This window comes from Arthrobacter sp. P1_B4, from assembly GCF_056406555.1.
In genome coordinates this window covers 14,581-31,263 of sequence record NZ_JBFTZW010000011.1, presented here as the reverse complement: position 1 = coordinate 31,263, position 16,683 = coordinate 14,581, and the positions used below count along the sequence as shown (strand labels likewise).

The 16,683-nt window shown below is 68.3% G+C and carries 13 protein-coding genes and 1 tRNA gene; 5 read left to right on the top strand and 9 right to left on the bottom strand.

The features are described from left to right. Positions 1-39: 39 nt before the first annotated feature. Positions 40-912, top strand: coding sequence for a sulfurtransferase (locus AC1D1W_RS07150; RefSeq protein WP_243181237.1), 873 nt, complete (start codon positions 40-42; stop codon positions 910-912). A 77-nt stretch (positions 913-989) separates the two neighbouring features. Here AC1D1W_RS07150 and AC1D1W_RS07145 read toward each other — a convergent pair whose 3' ends face one another. Continuing rightward, positions 990-2,576 (bottom strand): HNH endonuclease, encoded by a 1,587-nt coding sequence (locus AC1D1W_RS07145; RefSeq protein WP_476943323.1) that lies wholly within the window; start codon positions 2,574-2,576, stop codon positions 990-992. Positions 2,577-2,870: 294 nt separating this feature from the next. On the opposite strand from AC1D1W_RS07145, the gene AC1D1W_RS07140 reads away from it, so the two are divergent. Beyond that, positions 2,871-4,055, top strand: a complete 1,185-nt coding sequence (locus tag AC1D1W_RS07140; RefSeq protein WP_476943322.1) for an NAD(P)-dependent alcohol dehydrogenase — start codon at positions 2,871-2,873, stop codon at positions 4,053-4,055. After that, complete coding sequence (locus AC1D1W_RS07135; protein ID WP_028276083.1) at positions 4,052-4,480, top strand: HIT family protein; 429 nt, start codon at positions 4,052-4,054, stop codon at positions 4,478-4,480. Before AC1D1W_RS07140 ends, AC1D1W_RS07135 begins: the two co-directional genes overlap by 4 nt. Before the next feature lie 58 nt (positions 4,481-4,538). Here AC1D1W_RS07135 and hrpA read toward each other — a convergent pair whose 3' ends face one another. Together hrpA and AC1D1W_RS07125 are read right to left on the bottom strand one after the other, a co-directional pair. After that, the gene (hrpA, locus tag AC1D1W_RS07130; RefSeq protein ID WP_476943321.1) at positions 4,539-8,579 is read right to left on the bottom strand and encodes an ATP-dependent RNA helicase HrpA; all 4,041 of its coding nucleotides are present in this window, start codon (positions 8,577-8,579) and stop codon (positions 4,539-4,541) included. A gap of 177 nt (positions 8,580-8,756) precedes the next feature. Beyond that, positions 8,757-8,924: a hypothetical protein gene (locus AC1D1W_RS07125; protein ID WP_164468553.1), complete on the bottom strand. Its 168-nt coding sequence runs from the start codon at positions 8,922-8,924 to the stop codon at positions 8,757-8,759. Positions 8,925-9,016: 92 nt separating this feature from the next. Between AC1D1W_RS07125 and AC1D1W_RS07120 the strand changes: the two genes are divergently transcribed. Continuing rightward, on the top strand, positions 9,017-9,982 hold the full coding sequence (locus AC1D1W_RS07120; protein ID WP_028276082.1) for a GlxA family transcriptional regulator: 966 nt from the start codon (positions 9,017-9,019) through the stop codon (positions 9,980-9,982). Between the two features lie 24 nt (positions 9,983-10,006). Here AC1D1W_RS07120 and AC1D1W_RS07115 read toward each other — a convergent pair whose 3' ends face one another. From AC1D1W_RS07115 to AC1D1W_RS07090, 6 genes are all read right to left on the bottom strand, one after another. Continuing rightward, positions 10,007-10,303, bottom strand: coding sequence for a protealysin inhibitor emfourin (locus AC1D1W_RS07115; RefSeq protein ID WP_476943320.1), 297 nt, complete (start codon positions 10,301-10,303; stop codon positions 10,007-10,009). A gap of 41 nt (positions 10,304-10,344) precedes the next feature. Continuing rightward, complete coding sequence (locus tag AC1D1W_RS07110; RefSeq protein WP_243181243.1) at positions 10,345-11,418, bottom strand: M4 family metallopeptidase; 1,074 nt, start codon at positions 11,416-11,418, stop codon at positions 10,345-10,347. A 171-nt stretch (positions 11,419-11,589) separates the two neighbouring features. After that, positions 11,590-11,662: transfer RNA gene (locus AC1D1W_RS07105), tRNA-Arg, on the bottom strand. Positions 11,663-11,841: 179 nt separating this feature from the next. Then, entirely contained in the window at positions 11,842-13,491 is a 1,650-nt protein-coding gene (locus tag AC1D1W_RS07100; protein WP_243181244.1) for an FAD-dependent oxidoreductase, read from the bottom strand. Then, positions 13,488-14,360, bottom strand: coding sequence for an FAD:protein FMN transferase (locus AC1D1W_RS07095; RefSeq protein ID WP_243181245.1), 873 nt, complete (start codon positions 14,358-14,360; stop codon positions 13,488-13,490). Before AC1D1W_RS07095 ends, AC1D1W_RS07100 begins: the two co-directional genes overlap by 4 nt. A 22-nt stretch (positions 14,361-14,382) precedes the next feature. Then, a complete protein-coding gene (locus tag AC1D1W_RS07090; RefSeq protein WP_243181246.1) occupies positions 14,383-14,820 on the bottom strand; it encodes an FMN-binding protein in 438 nt (145 codons plus the stop codon). Positions 14,821-15,016: 196 nt separating this feature from the next. Here AC1D1W_RS07090 and argS point away from each other — a divergent pair, with 196 nt between their 5' ends. Further along, the gene (gene argS, locus AC1D1W_RS07085) at positions 15,017-16,681 is read left to right on the top strand and encodes an arginine--tRNA ligase (protein ID WP_476943319.1); all 1,665 of its coding nucleotides are present in this window, start codon (positions 15,017-15,019) and stop codon (positions 16,679-16,681) included. Positions 16,682-16,683 lie beyond the last annotated feature (2 nt).

Below are 16,683 nucleotides of genomic sequence, written 5' to 3'. Positions count from 1 at the left end.
CTACCGGGGGCGGTGGGACGCCAAAGATAGAGTGGGGAAATGGACACAATTCTCGATGCTGCCGCCCTCAAGGACCGGATGGACGACGCCGGCGCAGCCGGCCAGCGCACAGTACTCCTCGACGTTCGCTGGGCGCTGGGAGATCCCCACGGTCACGATCACTACCTGCGCGGACACATCCCCGGGGCCGTCTTCGTGGATCTCGCCACTGAACTTGCCGGACCGGCGGAACCGGCACGCGGCAGGCATCCGTTGCCGCCGTCGGAGCAGTTCCAGGAGTCTGCGCGCCGCTGGGGCATCAACGACGGCGATGCGGTCGTAGCGTACGACGACAGCGGCAACATGGCTGCGGCCCGGCTGTGGTGGATGCTGCGCAACGCCGGCTTTAGTTCTGTGTACCTGCTCGACGGCGGCCTGGCCGCGTGGCGGGCTGCCGGGTTCGAGCTGGTTGCCGGACCCGAACAGCCCGCACCCGGAAACGTCACCCTGTCCGACGGCGCCATGCCCGCGATCGACGCCGGACAAGCCGCCACTTGGGGCCGGCAGGGGCTGCTGTTGGACGCCCGGGCGGGGGAGCGGTACCGCGGTGAAATCGAGCCCGTGGATCCCCGCGCCGGCCATATTCCGGGGGCCGTCAGTGCCCCCACTACCGGGAACCTGCGCGCTGACGGGCGCTTCCTGGCCCCGGCGGAGCTGCGGGAGCGTTTCGAACGGCTCGGTTACCGGGACGGCGTCCCCACTGCCGTGTACTGCGGATCCGGAGTGACGGCGGCCCATGAAATCGCCGCCCTCGAGATTGCCGGCTTTTCCGCTGCCCTCTATCCGGGGTCCTTTTCGGAGTGGTGCCACGGTGCCGCGAACGATGTTGTCACCGGGCCGGAACCGTACGGTGAGGATGCGGCTTCACACTGAGGGCCAGCACGAGCACCGGACGGCCCGCGCAGGTTGCCCAGAGCGCCTCCAGTTCCTCCTGGGGCAGTCAATGATTCCTAGGCGGCTGCCCCTTTGGGCCTTTCGCGCCTGAGCGTTTTGGCTTGGTGCCGGAGCTGGCGCCGGTGGCGGGAGCCCGGCTGGGACCCCGGCTGGTCTCTGGCCGATGGCCGAAGCGGTGTCCCCGGCAGGGGCGGCGCGGTGGAACGGTACGTGTGGCCGGTGGGGGTGGTGAGTTCGATGGTGTGCCTCGCGCCGATGCTCGAGGCGGATCCGGGTGCGGCTTCAGGGCCGGGGCGTGCTTTCCAGCCGGGGGTTTCTTTGGTGTGGTTGCAGGCTTCGCAGCGGCCGGCGGCGTTGTCCGTGGTGGTCGGGCCGCCGGTGTGCCAGGGGACGATGTGGTCCAGGTGGCGGATGGGCGCGTCGCAGTAGGGGGTGCGGCAGGTGTCGTCGCGGGCCAGGATGAATCGGCGGTGCCCGGCGGGGAAGAGCCGGGCGCGGGAGTCCATGGCGATGAGCTCGCCGGTGCCGGGGTGGGTGTAGAGGCGGCGGAGCCAGAGGGTGAACGCGGGGTCATCGGCCCTCCCGGCGGTGCCGCCCGGTTGAGGGGGACCGCCGGACTGGCCGTCACCGTTTCTGTCCGTGTTTGGGGCCGCGGCGCCGGGTCCAGGGGGACCACTGTGTCCCGGGGAACCGCCGCCGTCACCGCTGTGGGCGCCGGCCGTGCCGTTGATGAGGCTGCGGGCCCAGCCGGCGGGGACGGTGCCGTAGCCGGGAAGCCGGGCCGGTTCGGCGCCGGCCTGGAAGAGGGCGCGGTCGGTGATGACGAGCTGGATTTCGACGCCGCTGATCCCGCCGGGAATGCCGGTGGTGCGTTCGACCAGGGCATCGGCCATCAGCTGCCCGCGGCCCCTCGGGTCCCCGGCGGCGCGGAGGGTGTCGGCGTGCCCGGTGAGGGCCTTGTAGGCGGCGACGCCCTGGGCGACGGGGAGCAGGGCGGTGAGGTGGCACATGGTGTCGGGGGCCGGGCGGAGGCTGACGTGCCGCTCGGTGGCGGCGTGCGCGGCTCGTTCGGTCACGGAGCGGGGGTCCAGCCGGTAGGCGGCGGCCCGGGCCGCGGCGACCAGGGACCGGTCACCGGCACCGGCGAACGTCCCGGTGTCGGGCGCGAGTTCCTCGTCGACGGCGGCCCGGTCGGCGGCGGTCAGGGAGGCGGTTTCGCGCACGAGCAGGGTGGCGCGCCATTCGTTCAGCTGCCCGGTTTCCAGGGCGGTGAGGGTGTGGGGCATTTCGGTCACGAGGGCTTTGGCCAGGCCCAGGAGCCGGCCGCCCTTGGCGGGTGATTCGCGGCGGGCGAGGGCGATCTGCGCGCCGACACCGGTCCCGAGTTCCTTGGCCGGAACCCCGGCGGCGGCTTGTTCGCGGCGTTGGAGCAGGTCGAACGCCACGGCGTGCCGGGCCTGTTCCGCGGACGCGGCGGACTTCCAGTCCTCCAGTTCCCGGATCCGGTCAATGATTCCGGCACTGCCGGTCGCTGAGCGGACGGCAGAACCTGGTCCCGCTGCGGCGGCGAAGGATCTGGCGCGACTTAGGCCGCCGTCGCCGTATCCTGCTTGAACCACTTCGGGCCCCTGATTGCCGTCCATGAATCCAGTGTTTCAGGGACCCCCGACAATAATGGCCGCAGGGGTCCGCCCCCGGGTGCCAACTGCCCGGCGGCGGCCAATTCGTTAGCGAATGATGGCGGCTGTCGGTGCGGAAGTCTTGGACGCATTGAGTATCCGGCCTTCCGGCCAGTTGCTCGGACGGCGTCCCTAGAGTGCCCCCCGGTTCGTTGACGCACGACCAGTTGGGCAACGTGCCCGACCTGAACGACGAGCCGTCGCCAGCGAGCCACCCCAAAGTGGAATACATCCCGGGACCGGGGGTAGCGTCAACGTATGACACCTGGACGTCCCGTACCCCCGCCCCTTGCCAAGCCGCTGCCGGATTTGGACACCACAGACACCAAATCCGCCACCGCGGACAGCGCCGCTCAGAAGGCCGGCCCCACTCTCGCTGCTGCGTACGGTGCCACCTCACCGGACAGCGGGCTTGTTCCCTTGACCGTGTCCCGACGGGCGCCGAAGGCGGACGACGTCGAGATCGCCGTCGAATTCTGCGGACTGTGCCACTCGGACGTGCACGCCACCCGGGGCGAATGGGGCGGCGACACCTACCCGTTGATCCCGGGCCACGAGATCGTCGGCCGGGTCACCCGGCTCGGTTCCGCCGTCGACGACTTCACGGTGGGTGAGCGCGTGGGCGTGGGCTGCATCGTGGACTCCTGCCGAGAGTGCGAGAGCTGCCTGGACGGCCTCGAGCAGTACTGCGAAAACGCCGCCGTGGGAACCTACGGGGCGAAGGATGCCCGCAACGACGGCGCCATCACCCAGGGCGGGTATGCCACGTCGATCGTGGTGGACCGGCACTATGTCCTGCGGGTGCCGGAAGCCCTGGACCCCGCCGCCGCGGCGCCCCTGCTGTGCGCCGGCATCACCACATATTCGCCCCTGAACCACTTCGAGGTCGAGGAAGGCGACGTCGTCGGCGTCGTCGGACTGGGCGGCCTCGGCCATATGGCCGTCAAGATCGCCAAGGCCATGGGCGCCGAGGTCAAGGTCTTCACGACGTCGGAGAACAAGTTCGACGCAGCGCGCGAGCTCGGCGCCGACGACGTCATCCTCTCCACCGACCCGGCCGCGATGGAAGCCGCGAACCGCAGTATCGACGTCATCATCGACACCGTCGCCGCACCGCACGACCTCAACCCCTACTTCCGCACCCTGGGCCTGGACGGCGTGCTGTTCCAGCTGGGCCTGCCCGCCGAAGCGATGCCGCCAGTCAACCCCGGGGTGCTGATCCGGCGCAGGATCGCCTATGCGGGTTCGCTCATCGGCGGCATCGCCGAGACGCAGGAGATGCTGGACTTCTGCGCCGAGCACGGCGTGGTGTCCGACGTTGAGGTGGTCGGCGCGGACCAGCTCAACGAAGCCTACGACCGCATGGTGGCAGGCGACGTCAAGTACCGTTTTGTCCTGGACGTCAGTACCCTGGGGTCCCCGGCAGAAAAGGCGGACGCATGAGCACTCTCTTCACCAAAATCATCAACGGCGAGATCCCGGGCCGCTTCGTCTGGCGCGAGGACGACGTCGTGGCGTTCCTGACCATGGGCCCGCTGGCCGACGGGCACACGCTCGTGGTGCCCACCGAGGAAGTGGACCGCTGGACGGATGCCTCGCCCGAGGTCCTCGGCCGGGTCATGGAGGTTGCCCGCAAGATCGGCGCCGTCCAGGTGGAGGTGTTCGACGCCGCCAGGGCCGGGCTGATCGTGGCCGGCTACGAAATCAACCACATGCACGTCCATGTGTGGCCATCGAACTCAATGGCGGACTTTGATTTCGGCTCCGTGGACCAGCACCCGGATCCGGCCACGCTGGACGCAAACGCGGAGAAGCTCCGCGAGGGCCTGCGCACGGCCGGCCACGCGGAGCACGTCCCGGCCGCCTAGGTCCCGCCCGGACATTCCCGGCCGCCAATGCTGGCGCCGGCGCAGCACTCTCAGGGGTCTACGCCGGCGCCAGCACTTTGTTAAGCGCGGCCCGGATACGCTTTTCGGACACCGAATAGGCGGTCCCGAGTTCGACGGCGAAGAGGCTCACTCGCAGTTCCTCGATCATCCAGCGCACGTGGGTTAACTCCGCGCCCGCCCGCCGCCCGGGCAGCAGCGCGGACACGGCGTCGTCGTAGTCGTCCTCCAGGGCCTGGACAGCGGCCATGTGTTGGGCGTCCCGCTGGACGTTGCCCGGCAGCTTCTCGAGGCGCTTTTCGATCGCCGCGAGGTAGCGGGGCAGCTGGCTGAGCTGGGCGTAGCCCGTGCGTGCCACGAAGCCCGGATACACCAGCTGCTCGAGCTGGCTCTTGACGTCGTTGAGCGCGCTGATCAGGGCCAGGCTCGTGGTGCCCTTGAGCTGCTTTTCGATCCGGCGGGTGCTGGCCAGGATGCCTTCGACGACGGCAGTGACGGTGAAGACGGTGTCGATCAGCTCCGCCCGGACGCTCTCGTAGAGCGCCTTGAACGAGGCCTCGTCCCACGGCAGCGGGGCCGGCGTGAGTTTGTCGATGGCGGCCAGGGCGCAGTCGGCGATCAGGGCGGCCACGGAACCGTGCGGGTTCTGGCTGAAGGTCAGTTTCTCGGTGTTGTTCAGGTGCTCCAGGACATAGCGGTCCGGCGGTGGCACTTTCAGGGCCAGGAGCCGGATGACCCCGCCGCGCATGGCTTCCTGCTGTTCCGACGGCGTCTGGAACAGCCGCAGCGCCACGGACGTTCCCTCGTCCACCAGAGCCGGATAGCCGGTGACGGTGTGCCCGCCAACGGTTCCCTGGACCTGGCGTTGGACGGTTCCAAAGGTCCAGTCCTTGAGCTCGGACATTTCGGTGAACCCGCCCGGCGCCGCGGCAGCGGCCAGGGCGGCCGACGGGGACGCGCCGGCCTGTGATGAACGCGCGCCATCCCTGCCGTTCGCGCCGGCTTTCGCCTTTGCCGCGGCATTTCCCTTGGATTGGGGTGCCGTGGTGCCCGGGGTGGCACCGAGGGATTCCGCGATGGCCCGCCGGGTGGCCGGGGCCAGCCGCTCCTGCAGCGCGTTCAGGTCCTTGCCCTCATCCAGCAGCTTGCCGCGGGAATCCACCACGCGGAAGCTGACCCGCAAATGCGATGGCACGGCGTCCCAGTTCCAGGAGCCCGGCGGAATGACCTGTCCGCGGATCCGGCGCAGCACCAGTTCCAGCGAGGGTTCGAGCTCGTCCGTGGCGGGATCGAAGTCCGCTTCCAGCGCCGCGACGGCCTGGCGGGCCACGTCCGGGGCAGGAACGAAGTTCTTGCGGATCTGCTTGGGCAGCGACTTGATGAGCGCCGTGACGAGTTCCACGCGCTGCCCGGGGATCAGCCAGCGGAACGCGGCGTCATCGAGCTGGTTCAGGAACAGCACCGGCACCTCGGCGGTGACGCCGTCGGATGGATTTGGCGGCGAACCGGGCGCGACTGGATGGAACTCGTAGCTCAGCGGCAGCTCGAAGCCCTTGTGCAACAAGGTCTTGGGATAGGCCGAATCGTCCAGGGCCGCGGCGTCCTCGCTGATCAGCAGGGACTGGTCGAAGTCGAGCAGCGTGGGATCCTGCTGCCGTGCGTCCTTCCACCACTTGTCGAAGTGCCGCTCCGAGACGACCTCCGCGCCGATCCTGGCGTCGTAGAACTCGAACAGTGTCTCGTCGTCCACCAGGATGTCGCGGCGCCGCATCCGGGCCTCGAGCTCCTCGATTTCGTGCAGCAGCGCGCGGTTGCGGTGGAAGAACTTGTGGTGGGTCTGCCAGTCGCCTTCTACCAGGGCATGGCGGATGAAGAGCTCGCGGCAGAGCTCCGGATCCACCTTGCCGTAGTTGATCCGCCGGCTCGGGATGATGGGCACGCCGTAAAGCGTGACCTTTTCGTGGGCCATCACCGCGCCCATCTTCTTGGACCAGTGCGGCTCGCTGTAGCTGCGCTTGACCAGGTCGGGGGCCACCTGTTCGGCCCAGAGCGGATCGAACTTCGCCGCGACGCGGGCCCAGAGCCGGCTCGTCTCCACGAGTTCGGCGGCCATCACGAACGTGGGTGATTTCTTGAACAGTGCCGAACCCGGGAAGATCGCGAAGCGGCTGCCGCGGGCGCCGGCGTACTCGCGCTTGCGCTCGTCGAGGATGCCGACGTGGCTCAGGAGCCCCGAGAGCAAGCTGATGTGGATGCCTTCGTGGTTGCCCACCGGATCGGCAAGGCGCTTGTTGTCCAGGCTGATGCCCAGCGGCCGGGCCAGCTGGCGGAGCTGGGCGAACAGGTCCTGCCACTCCCTGACCCGCAGGTAGTTGATGAATTCGTTGCGGCAGAGCCGGCGGAACGCCGTGGAGGACAGTTCCTGCTGCTTCTCCTGCAGGTAGTTCCACAGGTTCAGGTAACCGGTGAAATCCGAGTTTTCGTCCCGGAAGCGGGCGTGCTTCTCCGTGGCGAGCTGCTGCTTGTCTGTTGGACGCTCGCGCGGGTCCTGGATGGTGAGCGCTGCCGCGAGGATCATGACCTCCCGGACGCAGCCCCGCTTTCCGGACTCCACGATCATCCGGCCGAGCCTGGGGTCCACCGGCAGCTGGGCCAGCTGCTGTCCGACGGCGGTGAGCCCGCTGCCGGGACGGCCGGAACCGCGGCGCTGCCCGCCGTCGCGCTGCCCGCCGTCGTCCGTTGGCTCCTGCCGCGCGGCGGTCAGGGCGCCGAGCTCGCGCAGGAGGCTGACGCCGTCGTTGATGGCGCGCGAATCCGGCGGCTCGACGAAGGGGAAGTTCTCCACGTCCTTCGGTCCGCGGGCCACGCCCATGGCGGTCATCTGCAGGATGACGGCCGCGAGGTTGGTGCGCAGGATCTCCGGATCCGTGAACAGCGGCCGCGACTCGAAGTCCTCTTCGGAGTACAGCCGGATCGCRATACCGTCGGAAACGCGGCCGCAGCGGCCCGAGCGCTGGTTGGCCGAAGCCTGGGAGACGCGCTCAATCGGCAGGCGCTGGACTTTGGTCCGGTGTGAGTAGCGCGAGATCCGGGCCGTGCCGGTGTCGATCACGTACTTGATGCCGGGGACCGTCAGCGAGGTTTCGGCGACGTTGGTGGCAAGTACGATCCGGCGCTTGCTGCCGGGGTGGAAAACTTTGTGCTGCTCCTGCAGGCTCAACCGGGCGAAGAGGGGAAGGACCTCGGTGCCCGCGAGGCGCCGGTTGGACTGGATGCGGGCGTTGAGGGCCTCCGCCGCGTCGCGGATTTCGCGCTCGCCGGAGAAGAAAATCAGGATGTCGCCGTGGGCTTCCAAGGCGAGCTCGTCGACGGCGTCGCACACCGCGTCGAGCGGGTCGCGGTCCTCCTCGAGTTCGTCGTCCGCGGCGGCACCTTCTCCGTCACCATCTTCGGCGCCGGTGCCGCCGGCCGGCTGGGAAAGCGGCCGGTAGCGGATTTCCACCGGGAAGGTCCGGCCCGACACCTCGATGATGGGGGAGGGCTCCTCGTCKCTGCCGAAGTGCTTGGCGAAGCGCTCCGGATCGATGGTGGCCGAGGTGATGATGATCTTCAGGTCCGGGCGCTGCGGCAGGATGCGCTTGAGGTAGCCGAGGATGAAGTCGATGTTGAGGCTGCGCTCGTGCGCCTCGTCAATGATGATGGCGTTGTACTTGCGCAGCAGCCTGTCGCGCTGGATTTCCGCCAGCAGGATGCCGTCGGTCATGAGCTTGACCTTGGTGGACCGGCTGACCTCACCGGTGAAGCGGACCTGGAAACCGACTTCCTGGCCGATTTCGACGCCGAGTTCCTCCGCGATGCGCTCGGCCACGGTGCGGGCCGCGAGCCGGCGGGGCTGGGTGTGGCCGATCAGCCCGTTCTCGCCCAGGCCGAGCTCAAGGCACATCTTGGGGATCTGGGTGGTCTTACCCGAGCCGGTCTCGCCGGCGATGATGGTCACCTGGTTGGCCGCGATGGCGGCCATAAGATCTTCGCGGCGCTCGGAGACCGGCAGCTCGGCGGGGTAGGAAATATGCAATGTCATGGCTGGAGACAGTCTACTGGGGTGGACTGTCCGCTGGGGTGGCGGAGGCGGATATCGGGTCCGGCTGTCCGGCCGCGTTGTTCAATTCGCGTTGTTCCGCTGTTCAGCCTCGGCGCATGTTGAGGGCCCGGCTGGATGACCGGGCCCGATGGGCGTGTGGACTAAGCGTGCGCGGACTTAGATGTTCCGCATCGTGTAGTTGATGCTCGGCAGGTCCCGGGCCATCCAGTATTCTTCCGAGCGGACGGGCGGAGTGTGGCCGAGGCCATCCTTGCGGAGGGCGGAGATCGTGGCGGTGACGCCGGCAAGAACCAGGATGATGAGGGCGATTCCGAGGAGTTCCATACCTCTATGGTTCTCCGGTCCGGGCCCTTAAAAAAGTGGCAGAAATGCCCAAAAAGCTATAATTTCTGCCACTGTTCTGTCAGGATGGAATCATGATCAAATCAGTGGCAATGATCGTGGTTCCCAACTTCTCGATCTTCGAGTTCGCGACGGCTTTCGAGGTCTTCGGCATCGACCGCTCGGACCGCGGAAACGGCGTGCCCGCGTTCGATTTCCGCGTCTGCGCGCCCGAGCCGGGCGACGTCCCGCTCAAGTCCGGCCTATCCATGCACGTGGGTCTCGGGCTGGAAGCAACTGCGGACGCCGACCTGGTGGTGATGGCGCCGTACGGCCGGGACGAGGACGTTCCCGACTCCGTCCTGGAGGCGCTGCGGGCCGCCCACGCGCGCGGTGCGTGGGTGATGTCCATTTGTTCCGGGGCCTTCGCCCTGGCTCGGGCGGGCCTGCTCGATGGCCGCCGCTGCACCACGCACTGGCATTACTCCCAGGAACTGGCCACCCGGTACCCCGCTGTCCTGGTGGATGAAAACGTCCTCTACGTCGAAGACGGCCGGATCATTACCAGTGCCGGCACGGCCGCAGGGATCGATGCCTGCCTGCACCTCGTCCGCGTTGAGTTCGGCGCCAAGGTGGCCGCCGCCATCGCCCGGGACATGGTGGTCCCTCCGCACCGGGACGGCGGCCAGGCCCAATACATCGACCGGCCCATTCCGACGTGCGGCTCGGAGCCCATGGAGCAGCTGCTGCAGTGGATGGTCCGGCACCTGGACGAGGAACACGCGGTCAACGAACTGGCGGCCCGGGTCCATATGTCGCCGCGGACGTTTGCGCGGCGCTTCCGCGCGGAAACGGGAGCCACTCCCGCGGCCTGGCTTAATTCCCAGCGGGTGCTGCGCGCCCAGGAGCTGCTGGAGAGCACGGAGCTCAATATCGACGAAATCGCAAGGGAGTCCGGGTTCGGGCATTCGGTCCTGTTGCGGCACCACTTTGCCAAGGCGCTGGACACCAGCCCGCAGTCCTACCGGCGCACGTTCCGCGGGCACCTGGCCACGGCATAGCGGACCTCGGCCCGGCAGCAGCGGCTAGCCAAAGCCCGGCGACGCCGGCCCCTCAGCGGCGGCCCGGGCGCATTCGACGAGGTCGCGCCACGGACCCGTCAGCGCACGCTCCGGCAGGACCGCCCGGCGCTGATCGGCCCGGATGCTGTACATGAACCGGTCCGGCTGGCCGGTTGTCCCGTTGATTCCGGCGACGTCGTCCCACGGGCAGGCCTCGATCAGCGGCTGCCACCGTTCGGTGTCTTCCGGCGGCTCGGGCCGGACGGTCCACGTCCTCTTCATTCCGGCCACGCCGCCACTGCGCTGGACAGTTATCTTCATCGGACTCGGATCTCAATTGGACTCGATTTGCGGGGCTTGGCTTATCGCCGGGCCCCCGGGAACTTTACTTTCACAGTTTCCCACGCGGAGCGCACGGCGTCATGTTCCTTGGAATCGTCCCCGAACAGCTCCTTGGCAGAGGCTGCAGTGGCCTTGGCGAAGGCGCCGAACGTGGCGGTGGGGGACAGCGTGCCGCCCGTCAGCGTCTCGTACCAGATCTGTGCCGGCGCGTCCCAGGCATTGCCACCCAGGGCAGTGGCCACCAGACAGAACGCACGGTTGGGGATACCGGAGTTGATGTGCACGCCACCGTTGTCCGCGCTGGTGCGCACGTAGCCGTCCATCGAGTCCGGCTGCGGGTCCTTGCCGAGCACGTCGTCGTCGTATGCCGTTCCCGGAGCCTTCATGGAACGCAAGGCGGCCCCCTGCACCTGGTCGGTGAAGAGGCCTTCGCCGATCAGCCAACTGGCCTCCGCCGTCGACTGCTTCCGGACATACTGCTCAACGAGGGCCCCGAAGACGTCGGACATCGATTCGTTCAGGGCGCCGGCCTGGTTGCGGTAGACCAGCCCAGCGGAGTACTGGGTCACGCCGTGGGTGAGCTCGTGCCCGATGACGCTCAAGGATTTCGTGAACCGCTCGAAGACCTGGCCGTCACCGTCGCCGAAGACCATTTGCTGGCCGTCCCAGAAAGCGTTGTCGTACAGGCGGCCATAGTGGACCGTGGCATCAAGGTGCAGGCCTTTGCCGTCGATCGAATTGCGTCCGAAGGCTTCGGCGTAGAGGCGGTGGGTGTGCCCCAGCCCGTCATAGGCCTCATCGGCGGCGGGGTCGCCGGTGGGCGGTTCGCCTTCTTTGCGGACCACGCTGCCGGGCAGCTTCTCGGTGGACTTAGCGTCATAGACCGTCCGTTCCGGCGGGGACGGCTTGAGTTCCCGCAGGCCCGGACGGCTGCCGGGCCCTGGCACTGTGCGGGAGGCCTGGAAGCTCGGGACGTGTTGCAGGGCCTGCTTTGCCCCGTGGGCGGCCCTGGAGAGCTCCGGCTTTTGCTGTGCGGCCAGCCTGCGGAGCAAATAGGGCGGAACGATAGAACAGGACGGAGTTGGATAGAACATGTGAGACCCCCTTCACGCTTCGGAGCGGGCAGGGTAGCCCGCCACCGATGAAAACAGCCTACGAGGGAGCACCGACAATCGGCAGGGGCAATGCCGCTGGTTTTCCGCGGTCTTTTGGCGGGATTCAGGGCACAAAAAACCCCGCCGTTTCAAACGGCGGGGTTTTGTTCGTGCCCTCGATTGGAATCGAACCAACGACCTTCTGCTCCGGAGGCAGACGCTCTATCCCCTGAGCTACGAGGGCATCCAGGGATCCTGCCGTTGCGGGCGGGACGTCCTAGAGCTTAGCAGGAAGTTGGCCTCCAACGGAAAACCATGGAAAACGGTCGCTCATTTATAGCGTCAAGTGGAGTCAAGCGGCAGTCAAACGTGTCCTGGGTGCGTGGCAAGTCCAGCGAATTGGCCGGCGGTTCCGTAGCCGGCTCAGTAGCCAGTGAACGTATCCACATGGACCCGCCGGGCGCCCGCGCCACGTGCCGCGGCCCGCAGCGATCGCACACTGGCGGGCGAGCCGGAGACGAAGACCACCCGGCCGCTGATGTCGGGGACCAGCTCCTTGAGGGCCGCCGCATCGATCCTTCTTGAACCTGCGTCCTGCATGAACGCCGGCGGCGCCGAACCGTCCGCAAGCCGCGCCAGGACGCGCGCCCCGGAGCGCTGCAGCTCCTCGGCGTAGCCCAGCTCGGCGGCATTCTTGGCCAGGTACAGGAGGACAACGTCGCGGTTCCCGGACGGGGTTCCGGCGGACACCGCGGCCAGTTGGGCCATGTAGGGGGTGATGCCGATTCCGGCCGCGATGAGCAGCACGGGGGTGGCCGGGTTCCGCGGCAGGAGGAAGTCGCCGTTCACCGTGGTTGCGGTGAGCCCGTCGCCCGCTTCAAGGGCCAGCAGCGAGCGCTTGGCTGACGACACCGGCTCCGCCGTCCCCACCCCGATCGTCAGCAGGGAGGCGTCGGGCGCGCTGGTCAGGCTGAACACGCGCCGGATTCCCTTCCCGTCACCCTTGCCGGCCGACTTCCCGTCACGTTTGCCGGGGGCCTTGCCGTCACCCTTCCCATCGCCCCTGCCGTCATCCTTCCCGCCGGTCGTGTCCGGGGGCAGGTGCAGCTCCAGGGCCTGTCCGGGAGCGAAGCGCACCGGACGTTCCGGGCGGAAGCTGAATTCCGTCGTCGTCGGCGTCAGCGGACGGCTCGCGACGAACGCCAGCCGGACCCCGCCCCGCTGTCCGACGGCGAAGGCAAGCGCGTTGCCCGCGAGCAGCGCCAGCTCGGGGGAGTTGGCCACAAACCCCAGGTTGTAGGGGACGGCAAACAGGGCCCCGACGACGGCGGCCAGCGCCAGTTGCTGCCAGCGCCGCGGGGGCAGGGTGAGCGGCTCGGTGAGCATGAACCCGACGAAGAACAGCACCGGCCGCTGCGCGAGCGTCTGCCACAGGGCCTCGGGGAGATCCATCCCGGCCTGGAGCAGATCCGCGGCCACGATGGACACGGCAACCACGGTGAAGACGGCGGCCATGGCGGACTTCCGGGTCCGGTAGAGCACCAGCAGCACCCCTGGCAGCACCAGCCAGAGCATGGCCGGCGTCGCGGCCCACCAGGTGGCAATGTTGAGCCCGGTCAGCCCGGCCAGGAACGCGCCGGCCGCGGCCGGATTGAAGATGTGCCGGCCGCGCCAGGCCAGCGCATACTTCGAGGCCGAGGCCAGGACGCAGGCCAGGGCGACGCCGGCGATCTCTGCCAGCTGGAGGCCCTGGGTCGGCTGGCTGGGCCAGAAAAGCTCGCTGGGCCAGAAAAGGAAGTACAGCAGCAGGCCGGTGATGAGGGAGGATTCCGTGTGCGGCCGCACACGGAACAGGGCGGCCAGCCCCTGGCTGGAGGCGTACGTCAGGCCAAGGCACAGGGCAAGGTGGGTCAGCATTTCCGGCAGCCCGAACGTCAACCAGCCCAGCACATTGAGCAGCAGGCTGTAGCCGGCCAGGACGGCCAGGACCCACAGCACCAGCCGGTACATCGTGAGCCGGCCCAAGGCGGTGTCCAGCCTCGAGCCAAGGGCGGTGGTGGTGATGGCAGTCATGAGAACAGGGCCCCTTCGAAGTCGGCTGAATATTCCGCGTGCCCGTCCGCATACACCGTGAGCCAGGCGCAATCAAACTCCTGCTCCAGCCGCGGACCGTCGACAAAGAACAACGCAGTGGCCAGCGCATCGGCCACCATCGCGGTCCCGGCCATGGCCCAGCAGGCGACAACGGTACGCACCGGAGCTCCCGTGGTGCCGTCCAGGACATGATGGAACCCGTCGCCCCAGGCGCGCCGGTTGGCGGCGGAAGCGCACAGGGCGCCGGCCCCCAGCTGGACGGTGCCGATTGCCCGGGTGGGATCGTAGGGGTGCTCGAGGGCAACCACCACCGGATCCGGCCCCGGATTCAGCAGGTCCCCGCTGGCATCGATGAAATGCCCGGCGCAGCCGCCGTCCCGGAGCCGGGCGGAGAGCAGATCCGCCAGCTGGCCCTTTCCGGCCGCGCCGACGTCGATCACCGCCGGAACCGTGGTGGTCAGCGCGGTGCCCTGCCAGTCCAGCGCATCCTCCCACCGGGGCGCGGGAAGCGGCGCGCCGCCCGGGCGCAGGGTGTAGGTGGCGTCGTAGCCCAGTCGCTCCAGGCTCCCGCCGATGAGCGGGGTCATCGCACCCTCGGTGAGCCGGTACAGGGTGCCGTACAGCTCGCCCAGGGCGGCCCCTTCGGCGGGCAGCTCAATGCGGCCAGGCGTCCGGGCTGCGTCGGCAATGAGCGAATCGGGGCGGAACCGGGACCACGCGGCGTCGTACTCCTCCACCGTGGCGAGCAGGCCACGGCGGAGCTCGCCGGAGAGCCGGGACGGGGTGGAAATCTCCCAGCGGGTCCCGATCCCGTCAAAGCTGAAGTGCGTCCAGCCCGGATGGGCCACGATTCCTCTGTCCCTCGCTGCGCTATTGGGCCTGTGACTTGATCTTCGCCACGGCCTGGTTGAAGCCGCCGCTGGTCAGCGAGGATCCGGCCACTTTGGAAACCTTGATCTCGTCAAGCTTCTTGCCAACAACCTGGGACTGGATGCCGCCSGCGAACTCGCCCTGGAACTTTCGGGTGTTCGGATTCGAGGGGTGCTGCGTGATCTTCACGGCGGACACGGCACCGCCGGCCAGCGTCAGTTCCACGCCCACGGTCTCAGTGCCGTTGGGGGAGGTGTAGTTCCCGTCGGCGCTGTACGTGCCGTCCTTGTAAGAACCGGTACCTGCAGCGGACTCGGATGCCGGGGGCGCGCCCTGTGCGGCCGGGGCCTGGGCCGACGGGGCGCAGCCAGCCGCTGTTCCGGCCACGGAGAGGCCAGCAATGCCGACGAGGACGCTTTTGCGGAAGGCGGTATTCATGCGGGACTCGATTCTTTGCGGGGATCGGACAGCGAACAAGGTGGAGGCATGACAGGGTTGCAGACGTTGAATTCAGGGTAACGGTTCACCCTGGGCGCGAGGCCTTGATGACCCCGGGCCTTCCCGTAACCGGCCCCGACGTCATGCCGGGACGGCAGATTCCGCCGCACTCCGGGCCCACCGGTAGGCTAGAAGTGTGACCCCAGAAGAACTCTCCCTCGCCATATCCGCCTGCCTGAAGGACGCCGTCGCCGCCGGTGACATAGCCCTCTCCGCGGCCGACATCCCGGATGAGGTGCGCGTGGAGCGCCCCAAGAACAGGGACCACGGGGACTGGGCCACCAACGTCGCCCTCCAGCTGGCCAAAACGGCGGGCACCAACCCGCGGGAGTTCGCGTCCGTCCTGAGCGCCCGGCTCAAGACGATCGACGGCGTGTCCGCGGTGGACATCGCCGGCCCCGGCTTCCTGAACATCACCGTGGACGCCGCTGCCGCCGGTGCCCTCGCTAAGGCGATCGTCGAGGCCGGTGCGGCCTACGGCACCAACACCGCGCTCGCCGGGCACACGGTCAACATGGAATTCGTCTCGGCCAACCCCACCGGCCCGCTGCACATCGGCCACACCCGCTGGGCCGCCCTCGGCGACGCGATCGCCCGCGTCCTCCGGGCCTCCGGTGCCGACGTCACTGCCGAGTACTACATCAACGACGCCGGTTCCCAGATGAACGTGTTCGCGAACTCCGTGTTCGCCAGGCTGCACGGCCGGGACGTGCCCCAGGGCGGCTACCCGGGCCAGTACATCGCGGACCTCGGCCACGAAGTGCTCACCGAACACCCGGACATCCGCGAACTCACCGAAGTGGCGGCCCTGCCGGTGATCCGGGGCGCCGCCTACAAGGCGCAGATGCATGACATCAAGCAGACGCTGGCCGAGTTTGGCGTCGACTTCGATGTCTACTTCTCCGAGCAGGAGCTCCACGACGCCGGCGCGATCGAGGACGCCGTCGCCCGCCTGCGCGAACAGGGCCACGTGTTCGACGACGGCGGCGCGGTCTGGCTGCGCACCACCGACTTCGGCGATGACAAGGACCGCGTGATGGTCCGCGCAAACGGTGAGCCCACGTACTTCGCCGCCGACGCCGCCTACTACCTGTCCAAGAAGGACCGCGGCTACACCGAGAAGATCTACCTCCTCGGCGCCGACCACCACGGCTACATCAACCGGCTCAAGGCCATCGCGGCAGCCGCCGGGGACGACCCCGAGGTCAACATCGAGGTCCTGATCGGCCAGCTGGTCTCCGTCAACGGCGCCAAACTGTCCAAGCGAGCCGGCARCATCATCGAGCTCAAGGACCTCATCTCCTGGCTCGGCAAGGATGCCGTCCGGTACTCGCTGGCCCGGTTCCCCGCCGATTCGCCGCTGACGCTGGACCCGGAGCTGCTGAAGAAACACAGCAACGAAAACCCGGTGTTCTACGTCCAGTACGCCCACGCCCGCTCCCGCGGCGCCGCCCGCAATGCCGTGGCCGCCGGCGTGGAGCGCCGTGTGGACGGCCTAGACAGCTTCAACGCTGCCCTGCTGGAGCACCCCACCGAAAACGAGCTGCTCTCGCACCTGGGCAGCTATCCCTCGATCGTGGCCAAGGCCGCCGAGCTGCGCGAGCCGCACCGCGTGGCCCGCCACCTCGAAGTGATCGCCGGCGCCTACCACCGCTGGTATGACGCCTGCCGCGTGGCGCCGCAGGGCGAGGAACCCATCACCGACACCAACCGCACCAGGCTGTGGCTCAACGACGCCACCAGCCAGGTGCTGGCCAACGGACTGGAACTGCTGGGCGTCTCGGCGCCGGAACGGATGTAACC